Annotated in this window: 19 protein-coding genes; 13 read left to right on the plus strand and 6 right to left on the minus strand. The window is 55.3% G+C overall.

All coding sequences use genetic code 11. The features are described 5' to 3' along the window. The first annotated feature begins 826 nt into the window (after positions 1–826). The 3 genes from IQ273_RS02440 (at position 827) to IQ273_RS02450 (ending at position 4,040) form a co-directional block, all read left to right on the plus strand. Entirely contained in the window at positions 827–1,606 is a 780-nt protein-coding gene (locus tag IQ273_RS02440; RefSeq protein WP_194021593.1) for an RNA polymerase sigma factor SigF, read from the plus strand. 89 nt (positions 1,607–1,695) lie between these two features. Continuing rightward, positions 1,696–2,712, plus strand: a complete 1,017-nt coding sequence (locus tag IQ273_RS02445; protein WP_194021594.1) for a hypothetical protein — start codon at positions 1,696–1,698, stop codon at positions 2,710–2,712. Positions 2,713–2,855: 143 nt separating this feature from the next. Next, positions 2,856–4,040, plus strand: coding sequence for a bifunctional sterol desaturase/short chain dehydrogenase (locus tag IQ273_RS02450; RefSeq protein ID WP_194021595.1), 1,185 nt, complete (start codon positions 2,856–2,858; stop codon positions 4,038–4,040). 45 nt (positions 4,041–4,085) lie between these two features. Here IQ273_RS02450 and IQ273_RS02455 read toward each other — a convergent pair whose 3' ends face one another. The 4 genes from IQ273_RS02455 to IQ273_RS02470 all read right to left on the minus strand — a co-directional run bounded on the left by IQ273_RS02455 (position 4,086) and on the right by IQ273_RS02470 (position 8,678). After that, positions 4,086–4,385 (minus strand): hypothetical protein, encoded by a 300-nt coding sequence (locus IQ273_RS02455; protein WP_194021596.1) that lies wholly within the window; start codon positions 4,383–4,385, stop codon positions 4,086–4,088. 15 nt (positions 4,386–4,400) lie between these two features. Continuing rightward, complete coding sequence (locus tag IQ273_RS02460; RefSeq protein ID WP_228052238.1) at positions 4,401–5,456, minus strand: ABC transporter permease; 1,056 nt, start codon at positions 5,454–5,456, stop codon at positions 4,401–4,403. A 58-nt stretch (positions 5,457–5,514) separates the two neighbouring features. After that, complete coding sequence (locus IQ273_RS02465; protein ID WP_194021597.1) at positions 5,515–6,768, minus strand: OFA family MFS transporter; 1,254 nt, start codon at positions 6,766–6,768, stop codon at positions 5,515–5,517. 452 nt (positions 6,769–7,220) lie between these two features. After that, entirely contained in the window at positions 7,221–8,678 is a 1,458-nt protein-coding gene (locus tag IQ273_RS02470) for a DASH family cryptochrome (RefSeq protein ID WP_194021598.1), read from the minus strand. A 72-nt stretch (positions 8,679–8,750) separates the two neighbouring features. On the opposite strand from IQ273_RS02470, the gene IQ273_RS02475 reads away from it, so the two are divergent. The 3 genes from IQ273_RS02475 to IQ273_RS02485 all read left to right on the plus strand — a co-directional run bounded on the left by IQ273_RS02475 (position 8,751) and on the right by IQ273_RS02485 (position 11,230). Beyond that, positions 8,751–9,212 (plus strand): peroxiredoxin, encoded by a 462-nt coding sequence (locus tag IQ273_RS02475; protein ID WP_194021599.1) that lies wholly within the window; start codon positions 8,751–8,753, stop codon positions 9,210–9,212. A gap of 1 nt (position 9,213) precedes the next feature. Beyond that, the gene (locus tag IQ273_RS02480) at positions 9,214–9,627 is read left to right on the plus strand and encodes a nuclease A inhibitor family protein (protein WP_194021600.1); all 414 of its coding nucleotides are present in this window, start codon (positions 9,214–9,216) and stop codon (positions 9,625–9,627) included. A gap of 154 nt (positions 9,628–9,781) precedes the next feature. Further along, positions 9,782–11,230, plus strand: coding sequence for a glycoside hydrolase family 13 protein (locus tag IQ273_RS02485; protein ID WP_194021601.1), 1,449 nt, complete (start codon positions 9,782–9,784; stop codon positions 11,228–11,230). Positions 11,231–11,320: 90 nt separating this feature from the next. On the opposite strand, the gene IQ273_RS02490 is transcribed toward IQ273_RS02485, so the two are convergent. Further along, entirely contained in the window at positions 11,321–12,337 is a 1,017-nt protein-coding gene (locus tag IQ273_RS02490) for an ABC transporter ATP-binding protein (protein ID WP_194021602.1), read from the minus strand. Between the two features lie 305 nt (positions 12,338–12,642). Here IQ273_RS02490 and IQ273_RS02495 point away from each other — a divergent pair, with 305 nt between their 5' ends. The 6 genes from IQ273_RS02495 to folE all read left to right on the plus strand — a co-directional run bounded on the left by IQ273_RS02495 (position 12,643) and on the right by folE (position 18,133). Next, positions 12,643–12,828, plus strand: a complete 186-nt coding sequence (locus tag IQ273_RS02495; protein WP_194021603.1) for a hypothetical protein — start codon at positions 12,643–12,645, stop codon at positions 12,826–12,828. Between the two features lie 409 nt (positions 12,829–13,237). Beyond that, positions 13,238–13,933, plus strand: coding sequence for an aldehyde oxygenase (deformylating) (locus IQ273_RS02500; protein WP_278000521.1), 696 nt, complete (start codon positions 13,238–13,240; stop codon positions 13,931–13,933). A gap of 205 nt (positions 13,934–14,138) precedes the next feature. Next, positions 14,139–15,191 carry a long-chain acyl-[acyl-carrier-protein] reductase gene (locus IQ273_RS02505; protein WP_194021605.1) on the plus strand — a complete coding sequence of 351 codons (1,053 nt, stop codon included), beginning with the start codon at positions 14,139–14,141 and terminating at the stop codon, positions 15,189–15,191. Between the two features lie 156 nt (positions 15,192–15,347). Continuing rightward, positions 15,348–16,328: an acetyl-CoA carboxylase carboxyl transferase subunit alpha gene (gene accA / locus IQ273_RS02510; RefSeq protein ID WP_194021606.1), complete on the plus strand. Its 981-nt coding sequence runs from the start codon at positions 15,348–15,350 to the stop codon at positions 16,326–16,328. Positions 16,329–16,606: 278 nt separating this feature from the next. Next, the gene (locus IQ273_RS02515; RefSeq protein ID WP_194021607.1) at positions 16,607–17,344 is read left to right on the plus strand and encodes an SDR family oxidoreductase; all 738 of its coding nucleotides are present in this window, start codon (positions 16,607–16,609) and stop codon (positions 17,342–17,344) included. 81 nt (positions 17,345–17,425) lie between these two features. Beyond that, positions 17,426–18,133, plus strand: a complete 708-nt coding sequence (gene folE, locus IQ273_RS02520) for a GTP cyclohydrolase I FolE (protein WP_194021608.1) — start codon at positions 17,426–17,428, stop codon at positions 18,131–18,133. Between the two features lie 200 nt (positions 18,134–18,333). On the opposite strand, the gene IQ273_RS02525 is transcribed toward folE, so the two are convergent. After that, positions 18,334–20,613: a glycoside hydrolase family 9 protein gene (locus IQ273_RS02525; RefSeq protein WP_228052239.1), complete on the minus strand. Its 2,280-nt coding sequence runs from the start codon at positions 20,611–20,613 to the stop codon at positions 18,334–18,336. A gap of 545 nt (positions 20,614–21,158) precedes the next feature. Here IQ273_RS02525 and IQ273_RS02530 point away from each other — a divergent pair. Further along, positions 21,159–22,703, plus strand: coding sequence for an N-acetylmuramoyl-L-alanine amidase (locus IQ273_RS02530; protein ID WP_194021609.1), 1,545 nt, complete (start codon positions 21,159–21,161; stop codon positions 22,701–22,703). Positions 22,704–22,719: the final 16 nt, after the last annotated feature.

Below are 22,719 nucleotides of genomic sequence, written 5' to 3' on the forward strand. Positions count from 1 at the left end.
GCCCACCCCCGCACCTATCAGCGAGGTCATAAACCGTCGCCGCCGCCAAAATACCCCTTCGGGAGTTATTTCAGAGTAAGGCTGTTGCCAGTCGGGGTGAGCTTTAAAGAAAACCATGCTCAAGTTTAAGGATGAGGGGGATGGGCCTGGCGATCGCTATCTTCCTCTATCCTTTCACAACCAGTTCCTCTGTGGATGAGGCCAGGGTGAGAAAGCTAGCGTCTGAACCGTCACTGAGCTGATTACGCCTGATCTAGCGAAAAATTTATGTAACGTTTCTATCTCTACCCCAGGGAATATACGGGCATTGAATCCAAAGATAGCCGGGAATTTCACATTTTCCTTGGAAGAAAAATAAGATTTCGGCGGTCAACCCGCCAGAAAGCAGATCGTTTGACTAAAAATTCATAGAGCTGTGGGTATTTCATGAATAAGCCGGAATCCTTTATGGCATAAGGGTTGGCCATAGGCCAAAACCTCTTTGGACGGCCTTGGTAGCCACTTCAGGCGTCAATTTTTCGCCACCGCCGCTACTGCTTTTGAGAATAGAATCGTCAGATTCTATACTGAGTAGGCGAGTCCAGGGCTGATCCGTAGTTCCGCTATTGTGAGCTTTCTCCCCTAACCTTAGGCTGATATCACGAGCACACCATCTTTCCATATGCCGCCTCGTAATCAACAGCGCCAACAGCGATTGACAAGGGCAGGGCAGCAGGTATTTGCCTGCGCCCATAGCCGGTAGTTCACCGCCTTGGTGCCAGGGTTACTCCACTTGGGGGCACAGTTCTCGGTTATCCAGTTGGATTTGACGTTTCCTGAAAACGCTATGGTCGCTACTTCTCGGTTTCACGCTAAAGGCAATACTCTAGAGCTGCTGCGGCAGTATCAAAGCAACCCTGATCTCAACTTACGCAACCAGCTGGTACAGCTCAACATTGGGTTAGTGCGCCGCGAAGCCTATCGCTGGCTACAGCAGACTACCGAAACCTTTGATGACCTGATGCAGGTGGGTAGCCTGGGGCTGATTCGGGCTATCGAGCGGTTTGATATGGCCAAGGGCTATGCCTTTAGCTCTTTCGCTATTCCTTATATTCGGGGTGAAATTCAGCACTACCTGCGCGACAAGAGCACGTCTATGCGTATTCCGCGACGGTGGCAGGCACTGCAAAGTCAGTCAACCCGCGTGATTCGCCAGATGCAAGCCGAACTGGGCCGAGGCCCTACCGATGCCGAAATTGCCGTTGCGCTTGAAATCTCGGTGGCTGAGTGGCAAGACGTAAAGCTGGCTAACCGCAACCGTTCGTTGCTCAGCCTCGATGCCCCAGTGCAAGATGAAGAATCGGCTTGCCTAGGTGATCTGCTGCCCGATCTCAAGTACAAAAGCTTTCAGCTGGCTCAGGAAGATCAAATCCGCCTACAGCAAGCGCTGCACCAGCTTGAACAACGCACTCGCGAAGTGCTGGAGTTTGTCTTTCTCTATGACCTGACTCAAAAAGAAACCGCTGAGCGCATGGGCATCAGCGCTGTTACCGTATCGCGACGGGTCAAGCAGGGGCTCAGCCACCTCCAGACCCTAATGGTCTCTAACGAAGATGAAATTGCTTAAATCACGCCGTATCGGTAGATAATGAACCGCATCAGCAGAATTGAGCTATCGTTGAGAAACATCGGCTCAGGAAGCAAGGAGGCTTGGCCATGGGGGCGATCGCGTTTTTAGTTTTATTTGTACTGGGTTTTTTGCTGGCTACCGTAGGCGGCATTGTTGGCCTGGTAGACGCGTTTCGAGTTAGCCCTGTATGGGGCCTGCTCTCGCTGTTTGTGCCCTTTGTTCTACTGGTTTACTGCATCAAGTTTTGGGGCCGCAAGTGGGCTCGCAACGGCTTGATCATGAGCCTGGGCGGTTTGGGAGTAATGTTGCTCTCCACACCGCTGCTTGGTGCTTTTATAGCTCAGCGGGCTGGTCAGATTGGCACATCCATCGAAGAAAACATTCCTACCGAAGGTGCCGTGATCGAGCCGGTGCCGGTGCCCGAAGATCAAGTGGCCACTGACGAAGAATTTGCCGAACCTCTGGTGCCTGTTGCGCCTCAGCTATCGCCCATTGCTCGGGCCGATTTGATTCAGTCTACGGACCCAAACGAGCGACTACAGCAGATCAACAATAACCGTATCGATCCCTTTGCGGCTGTGCCCATACCACCGCCGCCCCAGGTGGTGGCCCCACCAACTCCACCTGGTTCTCCCTCTCCTGTTGCCGCTAGCCCAGCAGGCGCTACTTCAGCTGGCGCTGGTGGTACCGCTGGTGGTGCTGGCTCACCAGTGGCAGCGGCTCCTGGCACTCCAGGTGGCGCAGGTACTGGGGCTGGCACCACAGGCGGTGCTGCTCCCGGTGCCCCAGGAGGCAGGACTCAGCCCGGTGGTACGCCGCCCTTGGCACCCCTGCCGGCCCTACCGCAGCCTACTCTGGCTGAAGCGGTGCTCGTGAGCGGGGTAATGACTATTGGCAACGAAAACTTTGCGGTGGTAGAAACCTCTGCTGGTAGTCAGTACGTCAAGGCTGGTCAGCGCGTTGCCAATGGGCGGGTGCTGGTCAAGCGCATTGAGGTGCGTGGTAGCGATCCAGTGGTAGTGTTCGAACAAAATGGAATTGAAGTATCTCGCCCGGTGGGAGCCGCCCCGGCAACCGCTGCCGACGAACAACCTTCGGCCTAGGCTAAGACCTGGCTCCTCCCACATCTAAATGTTTGAAGTAAGCCCTGGGCCTAGGCCCAGGGCTTTGCTATTGCTCTACAGCCCTGCACCCCGTATCAAGTCGTGTCAGAATGTGAATTGCTCGACTTGGTGTGAATATATTTATGCCGCTTGAAACGGTTGTTTGGCAGGGGTTGTGGGGCGCGATCGCGATTGTGATAGCAGAGGCCCTACGGGATGTTTACCACGTGGTCAGCCACTACTGGCCCCCGCTAATGCGGCTGCACAATTGGCACCATCGGGCCTACAAAAAAGACTTTACGCCCGTTAGCCCTACCCTCTATCGCCAGGCCCAGCTCTACAACGACGCCCCGGAATCCATAGTTATGGCCGGGGCATTGGCAGGATTAGCCATTTCCACGGGCATTGCTGGGCTATGGATAGGCTCGCTGTACGGCCTGAGCTTTTTGGTGGCCGCGATCGCTCGCTCTCAGGGCTGGTGGCTGACTACCGACCTCACCCATGAACCTGGCGAACTCACCACTATTCCTGGCAATTGGCGGGTCAACCGCACTTACCACTGGCGGCATCATTTTGACGATACCAACGCCTACTTCTCTGGCTACTTAACCTTTCTAGATAAGCTCATGGGCACTGCTGTTTCCCTCAAGGGCAAAACTGTTGCCGTTACTGGCGCTTCGGGCACGATGGGCCGTGCCCTACTGCAGGAGCTAGCCCGTCAAAAGGCCCGACCCATTGCTCTCACCACCTCAGCTGATGCGACCTTTGCCGATGGCATTCCCTGCTGGACGTGGCAACCTGGGGCTGAGGCTGAGCTGCGTGAGGCGCTCAAGAAGGTAGATATTTTGATTCTGAACCACGGGCTGAACGTGCACGGCGATCGCACCCCCGAGGCCATTCACACCTCCCTAGAGGCCAACGCTCTCTCGGGCTATCGCCTGATGGAAGTCTTCTTTAGCACGGTAGAAACGTCTCCCCAACGGGCCACGAAAGAGGTGTGGGTAAATACGTCTGAGGCCGAAGTTAACCCGGCCTTTAGCCCACTGTATGAGGTGTCTAAGCGGCTAATGGGCGACCTGGTCAGTCTGCGGCGGCTCGATGCCCCCTGCGTGGTGCGCAAGGTGATTTTGGGGCCGTTTAAGAGCAACCTCAACCCGATTGGAGTGATGTCTGCCGACTGGGTCGCCTGGGCGGTGGTGGCATTGGCTAAGCGGAACGTGCGCAATATTATTGTCACCATTAACCCGCTTACCTATTTGGTCTTTCCTCTCAAGGAACTGGGCCAGGGGCTTTACTTTAGGCTCTTTACTCGCCCTGATCAAGATTAAGTAGAGACTCTTGGCTAAAGACAAGCGGGAGTCTAACCCTTTCAGCTAGCTGCGGTTAAAGAACTCTACCTGGGGCAGACGGGGGTCATTGACCATACCCAACCCCTGAAAATCCCAGCGGCTGATCAAAGGCTTGAGGCTTGAGGTGGTAATGGTCTCGATCGCAAATTTGTCGCTGAGCTCAGGGGCGTGAGCATTTAGGTAGCTGAGGGCATCGTAGTCGGCGGTAAACACCAGCAAAAACCCAGTAGGCAGTGGCTGGTTAGGACTGCCGCCGTGGGGGCGGGCGACCAGGTAGCTGCCGTCGGCGCGCGATCGCAGCAGGTAGTAAAGCTGAGAAACCATAGGTCTAAGGCTGCCCTAGTTAATATCCGACAGGCGAATGCGCGGGTCTACAAAACTCAGGGCCAAATCGGCCAGCAGGTTGCCGATAATTAGCATAATTGCTCCAATCATCAGGCTGGCCATTACCAGATATAAATCCTGGGCCTGCACCGCTTCTAGAATCAGCCTGCTTAGGCCAGGCCAGTTGAAGTAGGTTTCAATAATAAACGAGCCCCCCAGCAGGCTGGCAAACTCAAAGCCCAGCAGGGTAATCAGCGGGTTGATCGCGTTGCGCAGGGCATGGACGTAAACTACCCGGTTTTCGGAAAGCCCCTTAGCACGGGCGGTCTGAATGTAGTTTTGCCGCAAAACATCGAGCAGTTGCCCTCTGGTGATGCGCTGTAGTCCAGCAAAGCTGGTAATGCTGAGGGCCAGAGTTGGCAAAATCAGGTGCCAGCCCACGTCGACAAGTTTGCCAAACCAGTTGAGGTCGTCGTGAATAATGCTGGTGCGTCCGCCAATCGGGAACAGGGGAGCCACGCTTTGAGCAAAAAATAGCAGCAGTAGGCCAGTCACAATAGTGGGCATGCCCTGTCCCAGGTAGCTCAGCACCCGCAGAGCTTTGTCGAGAAAACGATTTTGGTTGACGGCCCCTAAAATGCCCATGGGCAAGGCAACCAACCAGGTCACTGCGATCGCGGCCAAGGACAATAACAGGGTATTGGGCACCCGCTCCAACAGCAGCTCGACCACCGGCCGCTGGTAGGCAAAGCTGAGGCCAAAGTTACCGTGAAAAATGACCTGGTAGAGCCAGTTGAGGTACTGCCGCCACACCGGTTGGTCGAGGCCAAACTGGGTTTCAAGCTGGGCCAGGGTCTCAGGAGAAAACTGAGGGCTCTGGCGGTACTGGTCAAGGAAATTGCCTGGAGCCAGCTGAATCACAAAAAAGCTGAGGGCTGAAGCCAGCAGCAGCGTCAGCGCCGCTTGCAAAATACGCTTCACCACATAGAGTACGGTTTCGCTGGTGGCAAAAGTTACCAGGCGGTCCCAGGGGCTCACCAGCGGGCGGCGGGAAGTAGAAGACTGAGCCATTCCCAAAGCAAAAGGGTAAAGGATTATCTGTGGTGATTCTAAACCAATCGCGCCTGCTCTATCGATGCGGGTAAGTATCGGGTTTGAGAAACGCCATGGCTACACCAATGCCAACGACCGCCAGCCCCATCATGGGATAGAAAGCATAGGTGTAGCTGCCCAGCCAGTCGCGAATTTGACCGGCGCTCAGGGTGCCGACCAGGGCACCCACCCCGTAGGCGGTAAAGACCAATCCGTAATTTTGGGCGTACTGGTCGGGGTTAAACATGCGTAGGGTGAGGGTAGGGGCCATAGCTAGCCAGCCCCCTAGGCAGAACCAAAACAGGCAAAAGGCTACTAGATAGGTCACGACCTGGCCAGTTTGAGCGTGAAGCATCAGAATGCAGGCCACCACGATCAGACTGTAGGAGGCGATCGCCACATAGTGGGGCCGATAGCGATCGCTCAACCAGCCAAATAGCGGGCGGCTCAGCCCGTTGAAGATTGCAAACAGGGCTACACTACTGGCGGCTACCGTAGGGTCAAGGCGAATGATTTCTTCGCCCACCGGACTAGAGATGCCAATGGCGCTCAGACCCACCAGGGCACCAATGGCGTAGCAAATCCACAGTCCGTAGAAGGCACGACTTGTGAGCAGGTGGGTAGGGTAGGAGCGGTTGACCATTGCCTGGGCCTGGAGCGAGTTGGCCGAGGAGGGGTGCCAGCCTTGAGGAGGAAACCTGAGGGTAGTGGCGATCGCCAGAATTATGGCCGTAAACACCAGCCCAAAAATACGCAGCGTTAACCGCGCCCCAAAAGCTTCAATAAGGCTATTGGCCAAAGGGGCAGTGATCAGCGGTGATAGGCCAAACCCAATAATGGTTGAGCCCACTGCCAGCCCTTTGCGCTCGGGGAACCAGCGGGCCACCACCGCCATCGGCACACCGTAGGCAATGCCAACCCCAGTACCCGCAATGACGCCGTAGGCAAGGGTGATGGCACCAATGTGGGGGGCAATACTGGCCAGCACATAGCCTGCTCCCAGCACCAGGCCACCTAAAGTCATCACCAGACGCGGCCCCCACCGAGGAATGTAAAAACCAGCAACGGGCATCAGCCCGGCGTAAAATACCAGCGCCACGGTGTAGGGCAGCAGACTCTCCGTCGCGCCAATACCCAGTTCCAGTTCTAAAGGTTTTCTAAAAATGCTCCAGGCATAGACCGTACCCAAGCACAGCAGCACCACAATGCCCAGGGGAATCAATAGCCAGCGGCCCCGTTCTGCGGGCAGTCCAAACAGGGTTAATGGGGAGCTATGGGAGGTAGCAGCCATTAGTTCAGTTGGGTAGTTTAATTGGAAAGTTGAACGATACCCACGTTGAGGCAATTCCCACAAAAAACCCCAGCCGTCCAAAGCTGGGGTTGTAGGTTAAATGGCTGATTCAACGCTTTGATTTAAGGTTTTGATTTAAAGGTTTGATTTATGAAAATGCGTTAGCGCTGGCTCTGTCCTAGCAACTGCTTTTACCCGTCCAGGCTTGCCCGTAGGGTGAGTCAGTGAACTGTGACATTGTCAACACTGCATAAAGTGTATGTTAGCTCAACATCGCTTGCCGTTACAAAGACTACGGTTAAATGAATCAATAAAATAGCTGTGTTGGGTTCTGGCTACCATCGAAGCAGCAGCAATAACCAGCCATATCTGAAGTTTACAGATGGAGCTGTGGGTAGCATTTGGGCGCTGTTGCGACAGCAAATCGTTACAGCTCAGCGTGAGCAAAACTCTTAACGAATTTCGCGGGCGGCATTGTAGATTTTTTCGTTGGCCTGTACTGATTTATGCAGGTCTACGATGGGGCGCGGGTAGTCGACACCGATGGTTACACCAAAGCGTTTCTGCTCCACGGGCTGCAGTTTCCAGGGTTCATGTACCTTAGCGGCGGGAATATTTTCTAGCTCGGGCAGCCAGTGTTTGACGAAGAGGCCGTCTGGGTCGTAGTCCTTCGCCTGCTTTGGAATGTTGAAGTAGCGAAACCCGCGCGCATCGTTGCCGACGCCAGCGGTATAGTTCCAATTTCCATAGTTGCTGCACACGTCGTGGTCAATCAGAAGTGACTCAAACCACTCGGCCCCTATGCGCCAGTCAATGCCCAAATTTTTGGTTAAAAAACTAGCCACATTTTGTCGGCCCCGGTTTGACATAAATCCAGATCTAGCCAGTTCGCGCATATTGGCATCGACTAAAGGAAAGCCCGTTTCGCCATTTCGCCAGGCTTCAAAACGCGTCCAATCCTGTTTCCAATCGATCTGTAGCCCCCGTAAGCCAGAAGGATAAAAGACGCGATCGCCGTGCTTGGCGCAGATAAAGCGAAAGTAGTCGCGCCACAGCAGCTCAAAGATGAGCCAGTAGGTGGAGTCATTGCGAATGCGTTTAGATTCGTAGTCCTGTACCGTTTCGTAAACTTGCCGAGGCGACAGACAGCCCAGCGCCAGCCAGGCCGAGAGCTTGGCCGAATAGTTGGCCCCCACCATGCCGTTGCGGGTTTGTTTGTAGGTCTTGAGGCAGTCGGCTTCCCACACATAGTGGTTGAGGCGGTCTCGGCCAGCGGTTTCGCCCCCCGCAAAGCTGAGCACGGCGCGGCTGTAGGAAATAGGTGGCTCCAGGCCAAAATCAGCCAGTGTTGGCAGCGGACCAGGCTCTATTGGGGGCATCGGCGGCAGTTTGGCTGGCCGGGGCAGGGCCATATCTATAGTGCTGTGCTGCTCAACTTGTTTACGAAACTGGGTAAATACCTCGGGCAGACGCGCAATCTCGAAGGGTAGGTTATCAGGATGGTAGAGCGTTGCGCCCCAATACACCTCGGTTTTACAACTCATCTCCCCTAGCCTAACTTCCAGGGCTTGCTCGACCCGCCGTTCCTCACTGGTCACTTCCTCATGCCAGTAGACGGTTTCAACCCCATGGGCCTTTACCAGGTCTGGAATGATGTCTTCAGGTTTGCCGACTCGCACGACCAGATGGCTGCCTAGGGCTTGCAGCGATCGCCGCAAATCGGCCACGCTCTCCAGCAAAAACTGCGCTCGGTAAGCCCCCGTTTTGGGAAAGCCAAAGGATGTCTGACCAAACTGGCGCGGGTCAAAGCAGTAGACCGGCACAATCGGTTTTCCGGCCCGTAAAGCCTCATCGATCGGCTGGTGGTCATGAAGGCGAAGATCGTTGCGGAACCAGACGAGAGTGGACATATCCGTTGAGCATGAGGTGCTTTATTAAGTATTCTAAAGAACTATTAACCCCTGCGCAGGAGATTGGCATCTATGGCGATTCAGGTTGGCGATGCGGCCCCCGATTTTACGCTGCCTAACCAAAAGGGTGAACAAGTCACTCTGAGCAGCTTTCAGGGCCAAAAGACGGTGGTGCTATACTTCTATCCCAAAGACGACACCCCCGGCTGCACGGTAGAATCGTGCTCGTTTCGCGACAGTTATGATGACTTCGTCGCAACAGGGGCCGAGGTGATTGGCATTAGCAGCGACTCGCCCGACTCGCACCGGGCCTTTGCCAGCAAGCACAATTTGCCCTTTACGCTGGTCAGCGATGCCAATTCGGCGGTGCGAAAGGCCTATGGTGTACCTGCTACCCTAGGGCTACTGCCGGGTCGAGTGACCTACGTTATCGATCGCGAGGGTATAGTGCGCCACATCTTCAATTCGCAGTTCAACCCCAAAGGTCACATAGCCGAAGCTATGGGCATTTTGAAAACCTTACCAGCAGCTTGATATGGAACTTCAACCCCACCACAGCGATTTTGTCACCTGTTTGACGGCCTTGGAGGAGGCGATCGCCGGTCTCTGGTACCCGAGCGAAACCGATGCTCCCCTGGCGATCGCCATCTATGCTGACCCTAACCTAGATGCCACATCCCTGGGCAAGCAGCTAGGCACCAACGCTGACACCTTCGAGCACCGCTCTGCCGACGAATTCTTCCGGCGTATATTTGATAACTTTTACTGGAGTACACCTCAAGGCGGCAATCTGACCCAGCGGTATAAGCGTCTGCAAGAGGTGTTGCAAACGCACCTGCAAGATCTCAATTTTTACCGGGTGGGAGCGGTAGATGTAAATCTGTATCTGCTGGGTCGTCACCCCAGCGGCTGCTATGTTGGGGTTTATACCCATATGATAGAAACTTAGGAAAAATCACGGTGTGCTGCTTTGCCAAAAACCGTTGGATAGGGCAAGCTGGGACTCAAAGTTTTCCAGCCAAAATCTTTTGCTCAGGGTATTTTACCGTGGCCACTCCGCCCAGATGACGGTAGCCTAACGGTAGAAACCGAGGCAAAAATCCATGGCTTTTCAAACCCCGGACTGGGTGAAGCACGCTGTCTTTTACCAGATCTTTCCCGACCGGTTTGCCCGTACCCAGCGGCATCTCGATCACCCCGCCATGGCAGTAACACTAGAACCCTGGGAAACGCTCCCTACCCCCTTTGGCTATAAGGGTGGCGACCTGTGGGGCGTAGCTGAGCAGCTCGACTACCTAGCCGATCTAGGTGTTACTGCCATCTATATGACGCCGATTTTTCAGTCGGCCTCCAACCATCGCTACCATACCCACGATTACTACCAGGTTGATCCGCTGCTGGGGGGGAATCCAGCCTTCTTTGACCTGCTAGAGGCGGCCCACGCCAAAGACATGAAAGTAGTGCTCGATGGCGTGTTTAACCACTGCAGTCGCGGCTTCTTCTTCTTTAATGACATTCTCGAAAATGGCCCCAACTCCCCCTGGCTGGAGTGGTTTGCGGTAGAAGGCTGGCCGCTGTCGGCTTACGATGGAGCCCTGCCCGCTAACTACACTAGCTGGGTCGACAATCGCGCCCTGCCCCAGTTTAAACACGACCACCCAGCGGTGCGCGAGTACCTGATGCGGGTGGGCGAGTACTGGGTGCGGCAGGGCATCGACGGCTGGCGGCTAGATGTGCCCTTTGAGGTGAAGACCGAAGGGTTTTGGCAGGAGTTCCGCGATCGCATCAAGGCCATCAACCCCGACGCCTACATCGTGGGCGAAGTTTGGCTCGATGCCCGCCAGTGGCTCGACGGCACCCAGTTTGATGGGGTGATGAACTACTTGTTTACGGGGCCAACGATCGCCTTTGCGGCGGGCGATCGCGTTCGCATGGACCTAGTAGAAGATCCCCACTACTACCCCTACCCAGCCCTAGATGCAGCTGGTTACGCTGACAAAATTCAGCACTTGCTGGAGCTTTACCCCTGGGAGATTCAGCTTACCCAGCTCAATCTACTCTCCAGCCACGATGTCGCTCGCATTTACTCGGTTGTGGGTGAAGATGATGCCAGCATGGTGCTCTCAACCCTGCTGCTGTTTACCTTTCCGGGTGCGCCCAGCATTTATTACGGCGATGAAGTAGGTCTGCCGGGCGAGCTTGACCCCGACTGCCGCCGCACCTTTCCACCCGAAAAAGAGTGGCACCAGGATATGCTCAAAATTCACCGCGAGCTGATTGCCCTGCGCCACCGCTACCCGGCCCTGCACACCGGCACCTACGAGGTGCTGCATGCCGAGGGCATGGGCTATGTCTTTAGCCGCAGCCTGGAGGGCGATCGCGTCATTGTGGCGCTGAATCCTGGCTCCGACGATACGATTACCCTGTCCACTGATGCCCTCACCCCAGCGGTCAAGTCCGCTGAGCAGGTCTTCGCCTACCACGGCGCAACCTGGGCCAGCGACAGCCTGACGCTGCCCCCGCGATCGGCCATGGTCGTAACCGCAGAGTAACCAGGGATGCTGAACCAGCAGATGAACTAGCTACAAGGTAAGGTTCGGGCCTTTACTGCCCAAAGGATAAACACCAAAAGGTGACTTCCCTCATCGCCTTACCTTCCTTATCTCCTCTCCTTCCTTCAGCTTATCTCCGGCTTGGCGCTGGCGAATTTGGGCAATAAAAAATTCTTCCAGGGTGGGGCGAGCTTGCTGTAGGGTAACCAAGTGCCCCCCCGCCAAAGAAATTTGTTGCGTAAATCCGTAGGGGTCGCCCTTAATGTGGCCCTGCCAAAGGTCGCCCTGCACAGTTATCTGGTCGAGCCAGGGCTCAAGCTCAGCTATACGCCCACCACGCCCTTTGACCACATATTGGTCAGCGGTACCCAGCAGGTCGTCTAGGCTGCCTATGGCAACCAGTTCGCCCTGGTCGAGAATGGCAATGCGATCGCAAATGACCTCGACATCCGACAAAATGTGGCTGTTAAAAAAGATCGTCTTGCCCTCCCGCTTCAGGGCCAAGATAATCTCCCGCACCTGAAATCGTCCGGTGGGGTCAAGCCCCGACATCGGCTCATCCAAAAAGACCACGTCGGGATCGTTCATGAGTGCCTGGGCCATACCTACCCGCTGCAGCATACCCTTTGAGTACTGGCGCAGCTGTTTCTTTTTGGCAGCAGCTTGGGGTAGCCCCACCAGATCGAGCAGTTCGGTAATGCGGCGCTGTTGGGCAGCTCGCGAGAGGCCAAATAGCCCAGCGGTGTACTGCAAAAACTCCCAGCCGGTCAAGAAGTCGTAGAAGTAAGCATTTTCAGGCAAATAGCCAATCCGCTGCTTCACGGCGCTATCGCCGAGGGGATGACCCAGCAGCATGGCGCTACCGGCCGTAGGCCGAACGATCCCCAGCAAAATTTTTAGCAGGGTCGTTTTACCCGCCCCGTTTGGGCCAAGCAGCCCGAAGGTTTCGCCTTGCCGAATTGTCAATGAACAGTCTTTCAAGGACGTAATCTGTTGGTTCAGCCAAAACCCGGTGCGGTAGGCCTTACTTAACCCAGTCGTTTGCACCACGACCGGAGGCTGATCCGGTAGTGTGGTTAACTCATGCTGTGACAATGCCGCGCCCATAAACGATGCCCTCAAGACCATCCTGCCAATACTGTGCGCCTCAACACTGCGCGCCTCAAATGTATCCCTGAAGCAACTGTCATTCTATTGTGCCAATCCATTACGCTCAATCGCCTAATCAATAGGGAAAAAGCGGTGAAAATGGTCAGGCCAGCATTGGTCGGTTACTGTTCAGGATACCCACCTAATGGCACTATGGTACTAGCCTCTAGGCCCGGCTCCAATCCGCCAAGCCACGCCTGGATGCGCTAGGTTTAAGGTCGTCGCTTAATCCTGCTTCGTGCCCTCAAGTTCTTGCAACTCCTATGGATCGATCTAAGCTGGTCGCCGTTGTTACTGGCATCATTTCTTTGCTGTTAGCCGTGGGCTATTTGGTGCTGGTGCAGCTGCTCGATTTTCGTGGCGAAATGGTGCCTGCCCCCTTGTCTAGCCTGCTGTCCTGGTCGACAATTTTTTGTCTCAATTCCACGGTTTGCCCAGGTTTCTTCTAGGCCAGCAATCTACCCTAAAAAATTTCAATCTACGACCTTAAATACTCTCAATTTAACCGTTAAGACTGGCGGGCATTCACTATATCGATCGCTCAGGTTTTCTATATTTGCAAAAGCTTGAAAGTAGATCGGAAAGGCGAGGGAGAACCCCCCGATTGCTTGAATCAACCGCTATTGGCGCACAGCCGTTACCCGGTCTACTCATTAGTAATACTTATGAAAAAGTGGGAGATGACTCTTTTTTTCTATGGTGTTTATTGCTCTTTGGCAGGTGTTAACAGGCTTTTGGGCAGAATAACTTTGCTTTTATCCCTAAGGTGCCCCCAAAGGCCGTTGACTTTGGCATAGTATTATTGCGATCAATATAATATTTAGAAAGTTATCCGCTAATCAGCAGGAACCCATGGCTATGCAACAGCTTGAGACGATGTCGACCCTTGACTACCAGTCAGATCACTACAAGGATGCTTACAGCCGCATCAACGCTATTGTGATTGAAGGCGAGCAGGAAGCCTACGACAACTACTGCAAGCTGGCTGAGTCTCTACCTGACGCTAAGGATGACCTGCTGCGCTTGGCAAAAATGGAAAGCCGTCATATGAAGGGCTTTCAGGCCTGCGGCAAGAATCTGGCCGTCACGCCTGATATGGAATTTGCCGCCAAGTTTTTTGCTCAGCTGCACCAAAACTTTCAGCAGGCTTGGGCTGAAGGCAAGATTGTCACCTGCCTGCTGATTCAGTCGCTGATTATTGAAACCTTCGCGATCGCCGCCTACAACATTTACATTCCCGTAGCCGACGACTTTGCCCGCAAAATCACCGAAGGCGTGGTTAAAGATGAGTATAGTCACCTCAACTTTGGCGAAGAGTGGCTCAAAGCCAACTTTGAGTCGGCCAAGGCTGAGCTAGAAGTCGCCAACCGCCAAAACCTGCCCATCATTTGGGCCATGCTCAACGAAGTCGCCGACGATGCTCAGGTGCTAGGGATGGAAAAAGACGCCCTCGTCGAAGACTTTATGATTACCTACGGCGAAGCCCTGGCCAATATTGGCTTTTCTAGCCGCGAGGTCATGAAGCTATCAGCCCAAGGGCTAGCGGCCGTCTAACCGCCATAATATAGGCTGCGGCTGCCCCAAAACGGTCTACGGCGGTTCTTCGGGCTGCGGCTTTAAGGCCATGGCTCCCTTGTGTACCGCTACCTACTTGCTGCCCAGTGTGCTATTCAATCCAGCACTGGGCAGTTTATCGTAGGTGAATTGTTAACCTGCACCATACTTCCTGGCGCACTATCCCCAGTAACCTAGATTTGCGATGTTTGGCCTAATCGGACATTTAACCAGCCTTGACCATGCCCAGCTTGTAGCCCGAGATCTGGGGTATCCAGAATATGCCGACCAGGGACTTGACTTTTGGTGCAGCGCCCCGCCCCAAATTGTTGACACTATTAAGGTGACCAGCGTCACGGGCCAGCAGATTGAAGGTCGCTACGTCGAGTCGTGTTTTTTGCCCGAAATGCTAGCAGCAAAGCGCATCAAAGCGGCTACCCGTAAAATCATCAACGCCATGGCTCATGCTCAAAAGCACGGCATTGACATCACGGCCCTAGGTGGGTTTTCGTCAATTATTTTTGAGAACTTTAACCTCAATCAAATTCAGCAGGTGCGCAACGTCACTCTAGAGTTTGAGCGCTTCACTACCGGCAATACCCACACGGCCTACATCATTTGCCAGCAGGTGGTCGCGGCTTCAGCGAAACTAGGCATTAATCTATCTGATGCCACTGTGGCCGTGTGTGGTGCTACTGGCGACATCGGCAGTGCCGTCTGTCGCTGGCTCACGGCTCGCACCGATATTAAAGACCTATTGCTCATTGCCCGCAATCAAGAACGCCTACATCGCCTGCAAGAAGAATTGGGCTGTGGCATAGCGATGGATCTTGATACCGCTCTGCCTAAGGCTGATATTGTCGTCTGGGTAGCGAGTATGGCCAAGGGCGTTGAGGTCGATTCCAACACGCTCAAACGCCCATGCCTCATGATTGACGGCGGCTATCCCAAAAACCTTGATCAGCACTTTAACTATGACGGTGTTTACGTGCTCAAGGGCGGCATTGTTGAGCACTCTCTCGATATTGACTGGCGCATTATGAGCATTGTGAACATGGATGTGCCCGCTCGTCAGCTGTTTGCCTGTTTTGCTGAGTCGATGCTGCTGGAGTTTGAAAAGTGGTACACCAATTTTTCCTGGGGACGCAACCAGATCACCCTCGAAAAAATGGACATGATTGGCCAGTCATCTCGGCGACACGGGTTCCGCCCGCTGCTTGACCTCAATGTGACTCCTCTGGCCGCTGAACTCTCCTAGGAGACATTCCCCTTCCGGCTGGGTTGGGCTCTAACCTTAGGCGATGGGGACGTCATCTTGGTATTCTAAGAGACGGATGGATCAGGATTCCCTGCCCAATGGCGGAAAAGTCTTTGCTTTACGCTAACTTGTTTATGTTTTTGTACACCCCTGGCTATGGCCCCACCTGAGCGCAAGTCGATTTTGCTGTCGTTTGAAAAGCCCCTGGTCGAACTAGAGGCTCGCATAGATCAAATTCGAGATCTGGCTGAGGAAAACGACGTTGATGTCTCGGCTCAGCTGCGTCAGCTAGAGGCTCGCGCTACCCATCTGCGCCAGGAAATTTTCTCAAATTTGACTCCGGCTCAGCGCTTGCAGGTAGCTCGTCACCCCCGCCGCCCCAGTACCCTCGACTATATTCAAGCTATTACCGATGAGTGGATTGAGCTGCACGGCGATCGCAGCTCCGGCAAAGACGATCCTGCCCTAGTCGGTGGCGTAGCCCGCCTAGATGGACGCCCCGTGGTGATTTTGGGCCATCAAAAGGGACGCGATACGAAAGACAATGTAGCCCGTAATTTCGGCATGGCCTCGCCTGGAGGCTACCGCAAAGCGATGCGGCTGATGCGTCACGCCGATCGCTTTTCAATGCCAATCATTACGTTTATTGATACCCCAGGGGCCTACCCTGGCTACGAAGCCGAAGAAATGGGTCAGGGCGAAGCGATCGCCTACAACCTGCGAGAGATGTTTAGTCTCACGGTTCCGATCGTTTGCACCATTATTGGTGAGGGCGGCTCTGGCGGTGCTTTGGGTATTGGGGTGGGCGATCGCCTGATGATGTTCGAGCACTCGGTGTACACCGTCGCCAGCCCCGAAGCCTGCGCCGCCATTTTGTGGAAAGACGCCGCCCGGTCTGGAGAAGCCGCCGAAGCCCTCAAGATTACCTCCTGGGACTTAAAGCAGCTGGGGCTTTTGGACGTACTGCTGACCGAACCCGTGGGTGGAGCCCATGCTCACCCAATTGAGGCAGCAGATAGTCTTAAGCAGGCGCTGATCCAGCAGCTAGCCGATTTATCTCAGCTCACCCCAACGGCGCGACAGCAGCTCCGCTACCAAAAATACCGTCAGATTGGCGTTTTCGCTGAAGCGGCTTAGGGGCACTTTAGGTTCAACAACTGCAGCGCTGTTGCCACAGTTAACACAATTGTTGGCATCTACCCGAGCAGGAGTTAATCGTCTACTCATTTGTCTGTCTGGGGCTAGCGCTAGGGTGAAAAAGTCCCGGTACTGGACAGCGATAACTACGTTAATAAACCGTTTACATTTGTTAACATAGTTGATGGGGTTGTTTTAGACCCTTAGTTGGGCTTCCCTCAGCCCTAGTGACCCTGGGTATTAACTACCCTAAGTTCTTTGTTAATGGGTACTTTCTATTGCAGACTTCTACGTTTCCTGACCTGCCGCGCCGCGCCCTGGTAACCGGGGCTAGTCGTGGTCTTGGCCGTGCGATCGCTCATGCCCTGGCCCAGTCGGGGTACGACGTGGCCTTAATTAGCCGTTCCTTGGACTCGCTCCAGCCGGTGCAGGAGGAATTAGCGGCCTGCGGGGTAGTGGCTAAAGCCTATGCCGTTGATCTGGCTCAGATGGAGGGGTTGCAGGACCGGATGGCAGAGGTGCTAGCTGATTTTGGCCCCCTTAGCGTAGTGGTTAACAACGCCGGAATGGGCTATACCGGCGCGATCGCCACCATGCCTTTGGCCGATTGGCAGCGGGTGATGGATTTAAACGTGACCAGTGTGTTCCAGTGCATTCAGTCGATTTTGCCAGCGCTGCGGGCGGTTGGCGGTGGCACCATTGTCAACATTGCCTCCGTTGCCGCCAAGTCCGCTTTCCCTGACTGGGGTGCATACACCGTTAGTAAAGCTGCCCTGGTGGCGTTGTCGCGGGTATTGGCGGTAGAAGAACGGGCTCATGGCATTCGCGTGGTGACTGTGTCTCCGGGTGCCGTCAATACGTCTATTTGGGACACCGACACCGTGCATGCCGATTTTGATCGCTCCTCCATGCTGTCTCCAGAGGTAGTAGCGCAAACCATTTTGCACACTATTCTCTTGCCCCCCCAGGCGGTGATTGAAGATCTCACCCTGATGCCTGCTGGCGGAGCCCTGTAGCAAGTTTTTACCCTGTAGCAAACCGGCTAACTCAGCGAGTGGCCTCAATTCTGTTGAACCTTTAGAGTGTTTAAAACCCCTATGACTATTGCATCCTCAAATAACCTTAACGACAAAGTTGCCGCCAATGGTGGCCCCAAAATCGCCCAGCCTGAAGTGCGCCCCGATCGCACCCGCAGCTACCGAGACGATGCTGATCAGTATCCCATTCCTGAAACCAGCCACGAAGATATGGCCGACGCCGTGCGCACCATGCTGCTGTCGGTGGGCGAAGACCCTGAGCGTGAGGGGCTGCTCAAAACGCCTAAGCGGGTCGCCGAAGCTATGCGATTTCTGACCAGTGGCTACCAACAGTCCTTAGAAGAGTTGGTCAATGGGGCTATTTTTGACGAGGGCCACAACGAGATGGTGCTGGTGCGCGACATCAATTTATTTAGCCTCTGTGAGCACCACATGCTACCCTTTATGGGGCGAGCCCACGTTGCCTACATTCCCAATCAGCGAGTGGTTGGGTTGAGTAAGCTGGCCCGCATTGTTGAGATGTACTCTCGCCGCTTGCAGGTGCAGGAGCGCCTCAACCGCCAGATTGCTGAGGCTGTGCAAGAAATTCTTGACCCCAAAGGCGTGGCCGTGGTGGTGGAAGCCAGCCACATGTGTATGGTCATGCGCGGGGTGCAAAAACCCGGTTCCTGGACGGTAACTAGCGCCATGCTGGGGGTATTTCAAGAAGACTCTAAAACGCGGGAAGAATTTCTCAGCCTGATTCGCCACCAGCCTTCGTTCTTCTAAACCAGCATCCGGCTTAGGGAAACCCGATTCAAACAATGGCACCTGTAGGGGCAAACAACCGTTTGCCCCTTTCTTTACTAGTCAAGGGGTTATCCAGCTAAAGACTTCGCACAGTAGGGCTAAAACCCCGGTTTCTTTGTCGCTGCCCTAACGGCATGACGGGCCTGTTGGCCAAGAAACCGGGGTTTTTTCTCGGCGCTCTAGTCTCGCCCAGTCAGATATCCCCAGGCGTAGGCGGCGTCGGCCATGCTTTGCATGACGGTGAACTCGTTGATGTTGGGCACAAAGTAGATATCGAAGTAAGTCTCGATGGAGGGCCACTGGCGAGCGGGGGGGACCGCCACCGATTCCAGCACGCCAAAGAACCACTCGTCACCGTAGAAACCTGTGTCAATGGGGCCGTACAGCGTGATGCCTGGTAACAGGTCGCCAGTAATGCGCTGGTCGACTATCAGCGGGTTCTGGGGTGATTTATGGCCCAAGCCAGTGGTATAGGTCATGTTGTCAGGGTTGGCCCCAGCGGAGAACTGGCAGGCCAATAGGGCGGCCTGAAGGTAGCGATCGCTGTCGGTCAGGGCATGAGCCCGCAATAGGGTACGCGCTTTAGGTGCGCCCAGGCCATCGCCCCAGCCGACAGGAGTGGAGGGAAGGAGCTTTGTCCAGCCAAAAGCTGTGGTTTGGCCAGTGTTCAGCGCTGCATCAGCTTCGGCGAGCAGCGCTGCTCGTAGCTCGGCTTGCAGGTCGGCATCGACCTGCTCGTCGGGCAATCGGCTGTAGAGAAAGGCGATTTCCCGCTGGGGGATGGCAATGCGGTAGTCATTTATAGCCTCTGCGGGAATGGCCGATTGCGCTGCCACAAAGCGATCGTGCCAGGCGCGATCGCCCGTCAGATGGTAGATCTCCAGGGCGGCCAGGGCGCGATCGGCCTCAATTCGATGCCGGGGCCACTCCTGGGCCTTAATGCCGCTCTCGTGACGGGCTTCGGCCCAGTCCATAGCGGCTAGGGCGCTGTCGCGGTAGCTTTGGGATTGGCTAGGGGCATAGGTACTCATCAGCCTGGCGGTACGGGCGGCTACCCCAGCGTAAACGTAGCTGCTCCAAGGGTCTGGGGCATAGGCCATGATCGGCAGTGACTCCTGCCAGCTGGTCTCACCTCGACGGGGGTGCTCGGATGACTCAATGCCGCCGCGCACGCCACCCTCAGGGGTTTGAAGGCGGCGAAAGAAGTCGACTCCCCAGAGCACTTCATCGAGCAAATCGGGCAGATCGTTATCAGATTCTGGAATGTTGAGGGCCAGATTTTCCATCGGCTGGGGAAATAGCTCTAGCAGTTCTAGCAATTGGCGAGCTACCTCAAGGTGCTGAATCCGACGGTCCCAATCGCCTGCATCAAAGTAGCCGCCCCAGGCGTTGGCTACAGTCGTATTAGTTCTGCCCCGCACCAGGTTGGCAAAGTTGCCTTGGTCGGTGCCCTGGGCATTGAGGCCGTTGCCGGTATCCATCAGCCCGGTCGACGATTGGTAAACGGTAACCCCGTCGTCGGGGTGAAAGGGACGGGGGCGAACCACATCGGTGTAGGGATGCCCTAGGGCAACACCGCTGCGCTGGTGGTAAAACCCTCGAGCGGCTAGGCGAAAAGCCTGCTGCCAGGCATCGTTCGCTACCGCAAAGGTGCTAGAGCAACCGACCGTGTCTACACAGAGGCGATAGCGTCCGGACTGGTTGAGGGTGCTAAAGTCGAGCTGGTCAACATCGGCAAGCGTGTAGGTGCGATCGCGACCGTCTTCAACATCACCGCTGCGGTGGCGGCGGCTCGCTTGCCCAGTGAACACTATTTCTTGGTTGGCCTCGTCAATCACCTGAAATGACAGCCCTTCTGGGTAACTTAGCCCCCCACCCGTGCCCATCCAGGTCGACAAAAAGCCCACTTTTAACGGGTCGTCGGGGCGAAAACCGACGGCGGAGATGTGTACGGCCTCGCTAAACTGGCGATCGGGCTGGTAAGTAAAGGTAAGTGGTGGTAGCTCTTGCTCTGTCAGCTCAATTTTGTAGGTTTTCCCTGGTGTCAGGGCCGTGGGCAACCGCAAGTAAAAGCGATGTTCCATAGCCCAGCGCAAGTCGCCGTTCCGACCCGTGCGAGCGAGATCCACCGGCTTGCTTTTGCGATGGACCTCGGCAGGGGTAGCAGGCTGTTGGTAAACAGGGTCGTCTTGAGACTGAATGCGATAGCTGCGGGGCTGGCTGGCGCGATCGGCATTAAAGGGTGTTTCAGTGTATTGATCAAACCCATAAAGAATGTTCTGGTCAGGGCTAACCAGCGTACCTAAGGCTTGCCCCTGCCGTATCACCCAGGTATCGCTGCCTGAGGTTTCTAAACGGTCTTGGGGTTCAGGCTGGTAAGGTACCTGGCGAGCGTGGGTTATTTCGCCCTGGTGCAGCATAACTACTACGACTTCAGGGCTAATGACGGACGCTGTCATATCAGGTTGCTCAGATTTGGCAGTGGGCATATGGCCCAAGGTACCGGCAGTACAAGCCACGGCAAAAGTCAGTATGCCAAGCCAGAGCGCTGCTTTGCGAGGCCAGCAATTGAGCTTAAACAACATCTTTTTAGATCCCCTTTTCGGCAATTTACCCTGACGCTATTGGGTCTGGCCAATCCTGATGACTCAAGCGGTTAACTTGATACCCTCGGGCCATAGTAGCGACTCTGAAGGAGGGTGTGTGGGTAGGTTCTTTAAGGGCTGCCAAAGTTTTACGGCAGCTAAACAATTAAGGCTTTACTTCATTAAAAGTGAGCTAATATCTAAGCCGATTCAGCCGCTCAATCTTTGCTTGAATGGCCATTTTTGAGCTTTAGGGCCAGTTTCTAAGGCTTTATGTTGGCCGGTCAAGGGAACTAGAGCTGGCTCGGTTGATGACCAGCGATCGCACTGCGATCGCTGAAAGGGTGAGCTAAATTCTGTGGTGCGTGGGGAGATCAGCCCAATTGCGGCTAAGGCAGTTATTTTCTGGGGTGATTGGCGTGGCCGGAGTATGTCTATTGGGCAGCCTCCCGGCCAAGGCCAGCGCACGTCTACAGGCCTGGCAGTTTGACACGGGCCAAAACCGCCTAATCTTCACTACCGAGAGCGGGGTAGAACCTCAGGTTAGTTTATTGGCGAACCCTCATCAGCTGGTCATCGACCTGCCAGGGATTGTGTCGAATGATGCCCTAGGCAATCAGGTTGTCGGTGGGCCAGTTCGAGCGGTGCGGGTGACTCAGGCCAATGCCCACACCACCCGGATGGTGCTAGACCTCAGCCCCGACTACAATCTTGACCCCAAGCAGGTCAAGGTGTGGGGAATGACCAACCAGCAGTGGGTAGTGCAGTTGCCCACTGCAACTCAGGCTAACGCCCCCATCGACACGTTTCCCAATAGCCCTTTAACCATTCCCGATCTTTCTAAAGCCTCAACCTCGCGACCTCTAACCACAGTGGGTATCGAGCCTCTACCTTCACTGATTAGCCGCAATCAGGTAAATACGGTTGCAGTTAGGGCTACAGCCACGGTGCTGCGAGGCGTTCAGGCTGCCGCCGAAGGTTTTTTTATTCCCACGGCTGGGGCCGCACCCCAGGTGCAGGTCTACCGAACCCGAGATACGAACCATTCGCGGCAGATTGTCATTGACCTACTGGATGCGGCCATTGCCCCAGGGTTATCGGCTGAGGCGCTGCCCCAGGGCCGCTACGGCATTTCTCGCTGGAGCCTAACTCAATTTGCGACGGCCCCGCCTGCCATTCGCGTTACCCTAACCTTGGATGAGCACAGCCCCGACTGGCAAATCACGCCCCTGGCCAGCGGCGGTATCTGGGTAACGCCGATCGGTGTGTCCCCCAGCCAGATTGCCACGCCGCCGACCACGGTGGTGCTGCCGGTTATTAATGCGGTAGTCGCGCCGCCGCCCGTCAATCGAACCGTAGCTCCCCCAGCGGTGGCTACCCCAGTGCCGCAGCCCACGGTTACCCCCAGTTCACCTCGTGGCCAGGTACTGGTCATGCTCGACCCTGGCCACGGCGGGGTTGACCCAGGGGCTGTAGGCATTGGTGGCCTTCAGGAAAAGGGCGTGGTACTGGCGGTGGCCCAGCACACGGCGGCGGCGCTACAGTCTCAGGGCATTGCCGTGCAGATGACTCGCCAAAGCGACCAAACGGTGGATTTGCAGCCCCGCGCCACTATGGCCGAGACGGCTCGGGCGACGGTGTTTGTCAGCATTCACGCCAATGCGGTCAACATGCAGCGCCCTGAGGTGAACGGCCTAGAGACTTATTATTACTCCGATACGGGGCAGGTGCTGGCCACAGCCCTGCAGCGGCAGGTGTTAGGCACTATGGCCATGAACGATCGCGGCGTACGCCAGGCCCGGTTTTTGGTGCTGCGTCGCACCTCCATGCCTGCGGCCCTGATCGAAATTGGCTTTGTGACTGGGGCTACCGACGCGCCGAAGCTACGCGACCCCCGCTGGCAGGCTCAGATGGGCCAGGCGATCGCCCAGGGCATTCTCAACTACCTGAACGGTCGGCCCTAGGTACACAACATTGCTA

It is taken from the genome of Nodosilinea sp. LEGE 07298 (assembly GCF_015207265.1).
Classification (GTDB): domain Bacteria; phylum Cyanobacteriota; class Cyanobacteriia; order Phormidesmidales; family Phormidesmidaceae; genus Nodosilinea.

Coding starts and splice junctions, on each gene's coding strand:
- IQ273_RS02500 (WP_278000521.1), top strand. CDS start 13,238: ATGCAACAGCTTGAGACGATGTCGACCCTTGACTACCAGTCAGATCAC.
- IQ273_RS02525 (WP_228052239.1), bottom strand. CDS start 20,613: ATGACAGCGTCCGTCATTAGCCCTGAAGTCGTAGTAGTTATGCTGCAC.
- IQ273_RS02475 (WP_194021599.1), top strand. CDS start 8,751: ATGGCGATTCAGGTTGGCGATGCGGCCCCCGATTTTACGCTGCCTAAC.
- IQ273_RS02460 (WP_228052238.1), bottom strand. CDS start 5,456: ATGGCTCAGTCTTCTACTTCCCGCCGCCCGCTGGTGAGCCCCTGGGAC.
- IQ273_RS02485 (WP_194021601.1), top strand. CDS start 9,782: ATGGCTTTTCAAACCCCGGACTGGGTGAAGCACGCTGTCTTTTACCAG.
- IQ273_RS02455 (WP_194021596.1), bottom strand. CDS start 4,385: ATGGTTTCTCAGCTTTACTACCTGCTGCGATCGCGCGCCGACGGCAGC.
- folE (WP_194021608.1), top strand. CDS start 17,426: ATGACTATTGCATCCTCAAATAACCTTAACGACAAAGTTGCCGCCAAT.
- accA (WP_194021606.1), top strand. CDS start 15,348: ATGGCCCCACCTGAGCGCAAGTCGATTTTGCTGTCGTTTGAAAAGCCC.
- IQ273_RS02445 (WP_194021594.1), top strand. CDS start 1,696: ATGGGGGCGATCGCGTTTTTAGTTTTATTTGTACTGGGTTTTTTGCTG.
- IQ273_RS02465 (WP_194021597.1), bottom strand. CDS start 6,768: ATGGCTGCTACCTCCCATAGCTCCCCATTAACCCTGTTTGGACTGCCC.
- IQ273_RS02495 (WP_194021603.1), top strand. CDS start 12,643: ATGGATCGATCTAAGCTGGTCGCCGTTGTTACTGGCATCATTTCTTTG.
- IQ273_RS02490 (WP_194021602.1), bottom strand. CDS start 12,337: ATGGGCGCGGCATTGTCACAGCATGAGTTAACCACACTACCGGATCAG.
- IQ273_RS02470 (WP_194021598.1), bottom strand. CDS start 8,678: ATGTCCACTCTCGTCTGGTTCCGCAACGATCTTCGCCTTCATGACCAC.
- IQ273_RS02450 (WP_194021595.1), top strand. CDS start 2,856: ATGCCGCTTGAAACGGTTGTTTGGCAGGGGTTGTGGGGCGCGATCGCG.
- IQ273_RS02480 (WP_194021600.1), top strand. CDS start 9,214: ATGGAACTTCAACCCCACCACAGCGATTTTGTCACCTGTTTGACGGCC.
- IQ273_RS02505 (WP_194021605.1), top strand. CDS start 14,139: ATGTTTGGCCTAATCGGACATTTAACCAGCCTTGACCATGCCCAGCTT.
- IQ273_RS02440 (WP_194021593.1), top strand. CDS start 827: ATGGTCGCTACTTCTCGGTTTCACGCTAAAGGCAATACTCTAGAGCTG.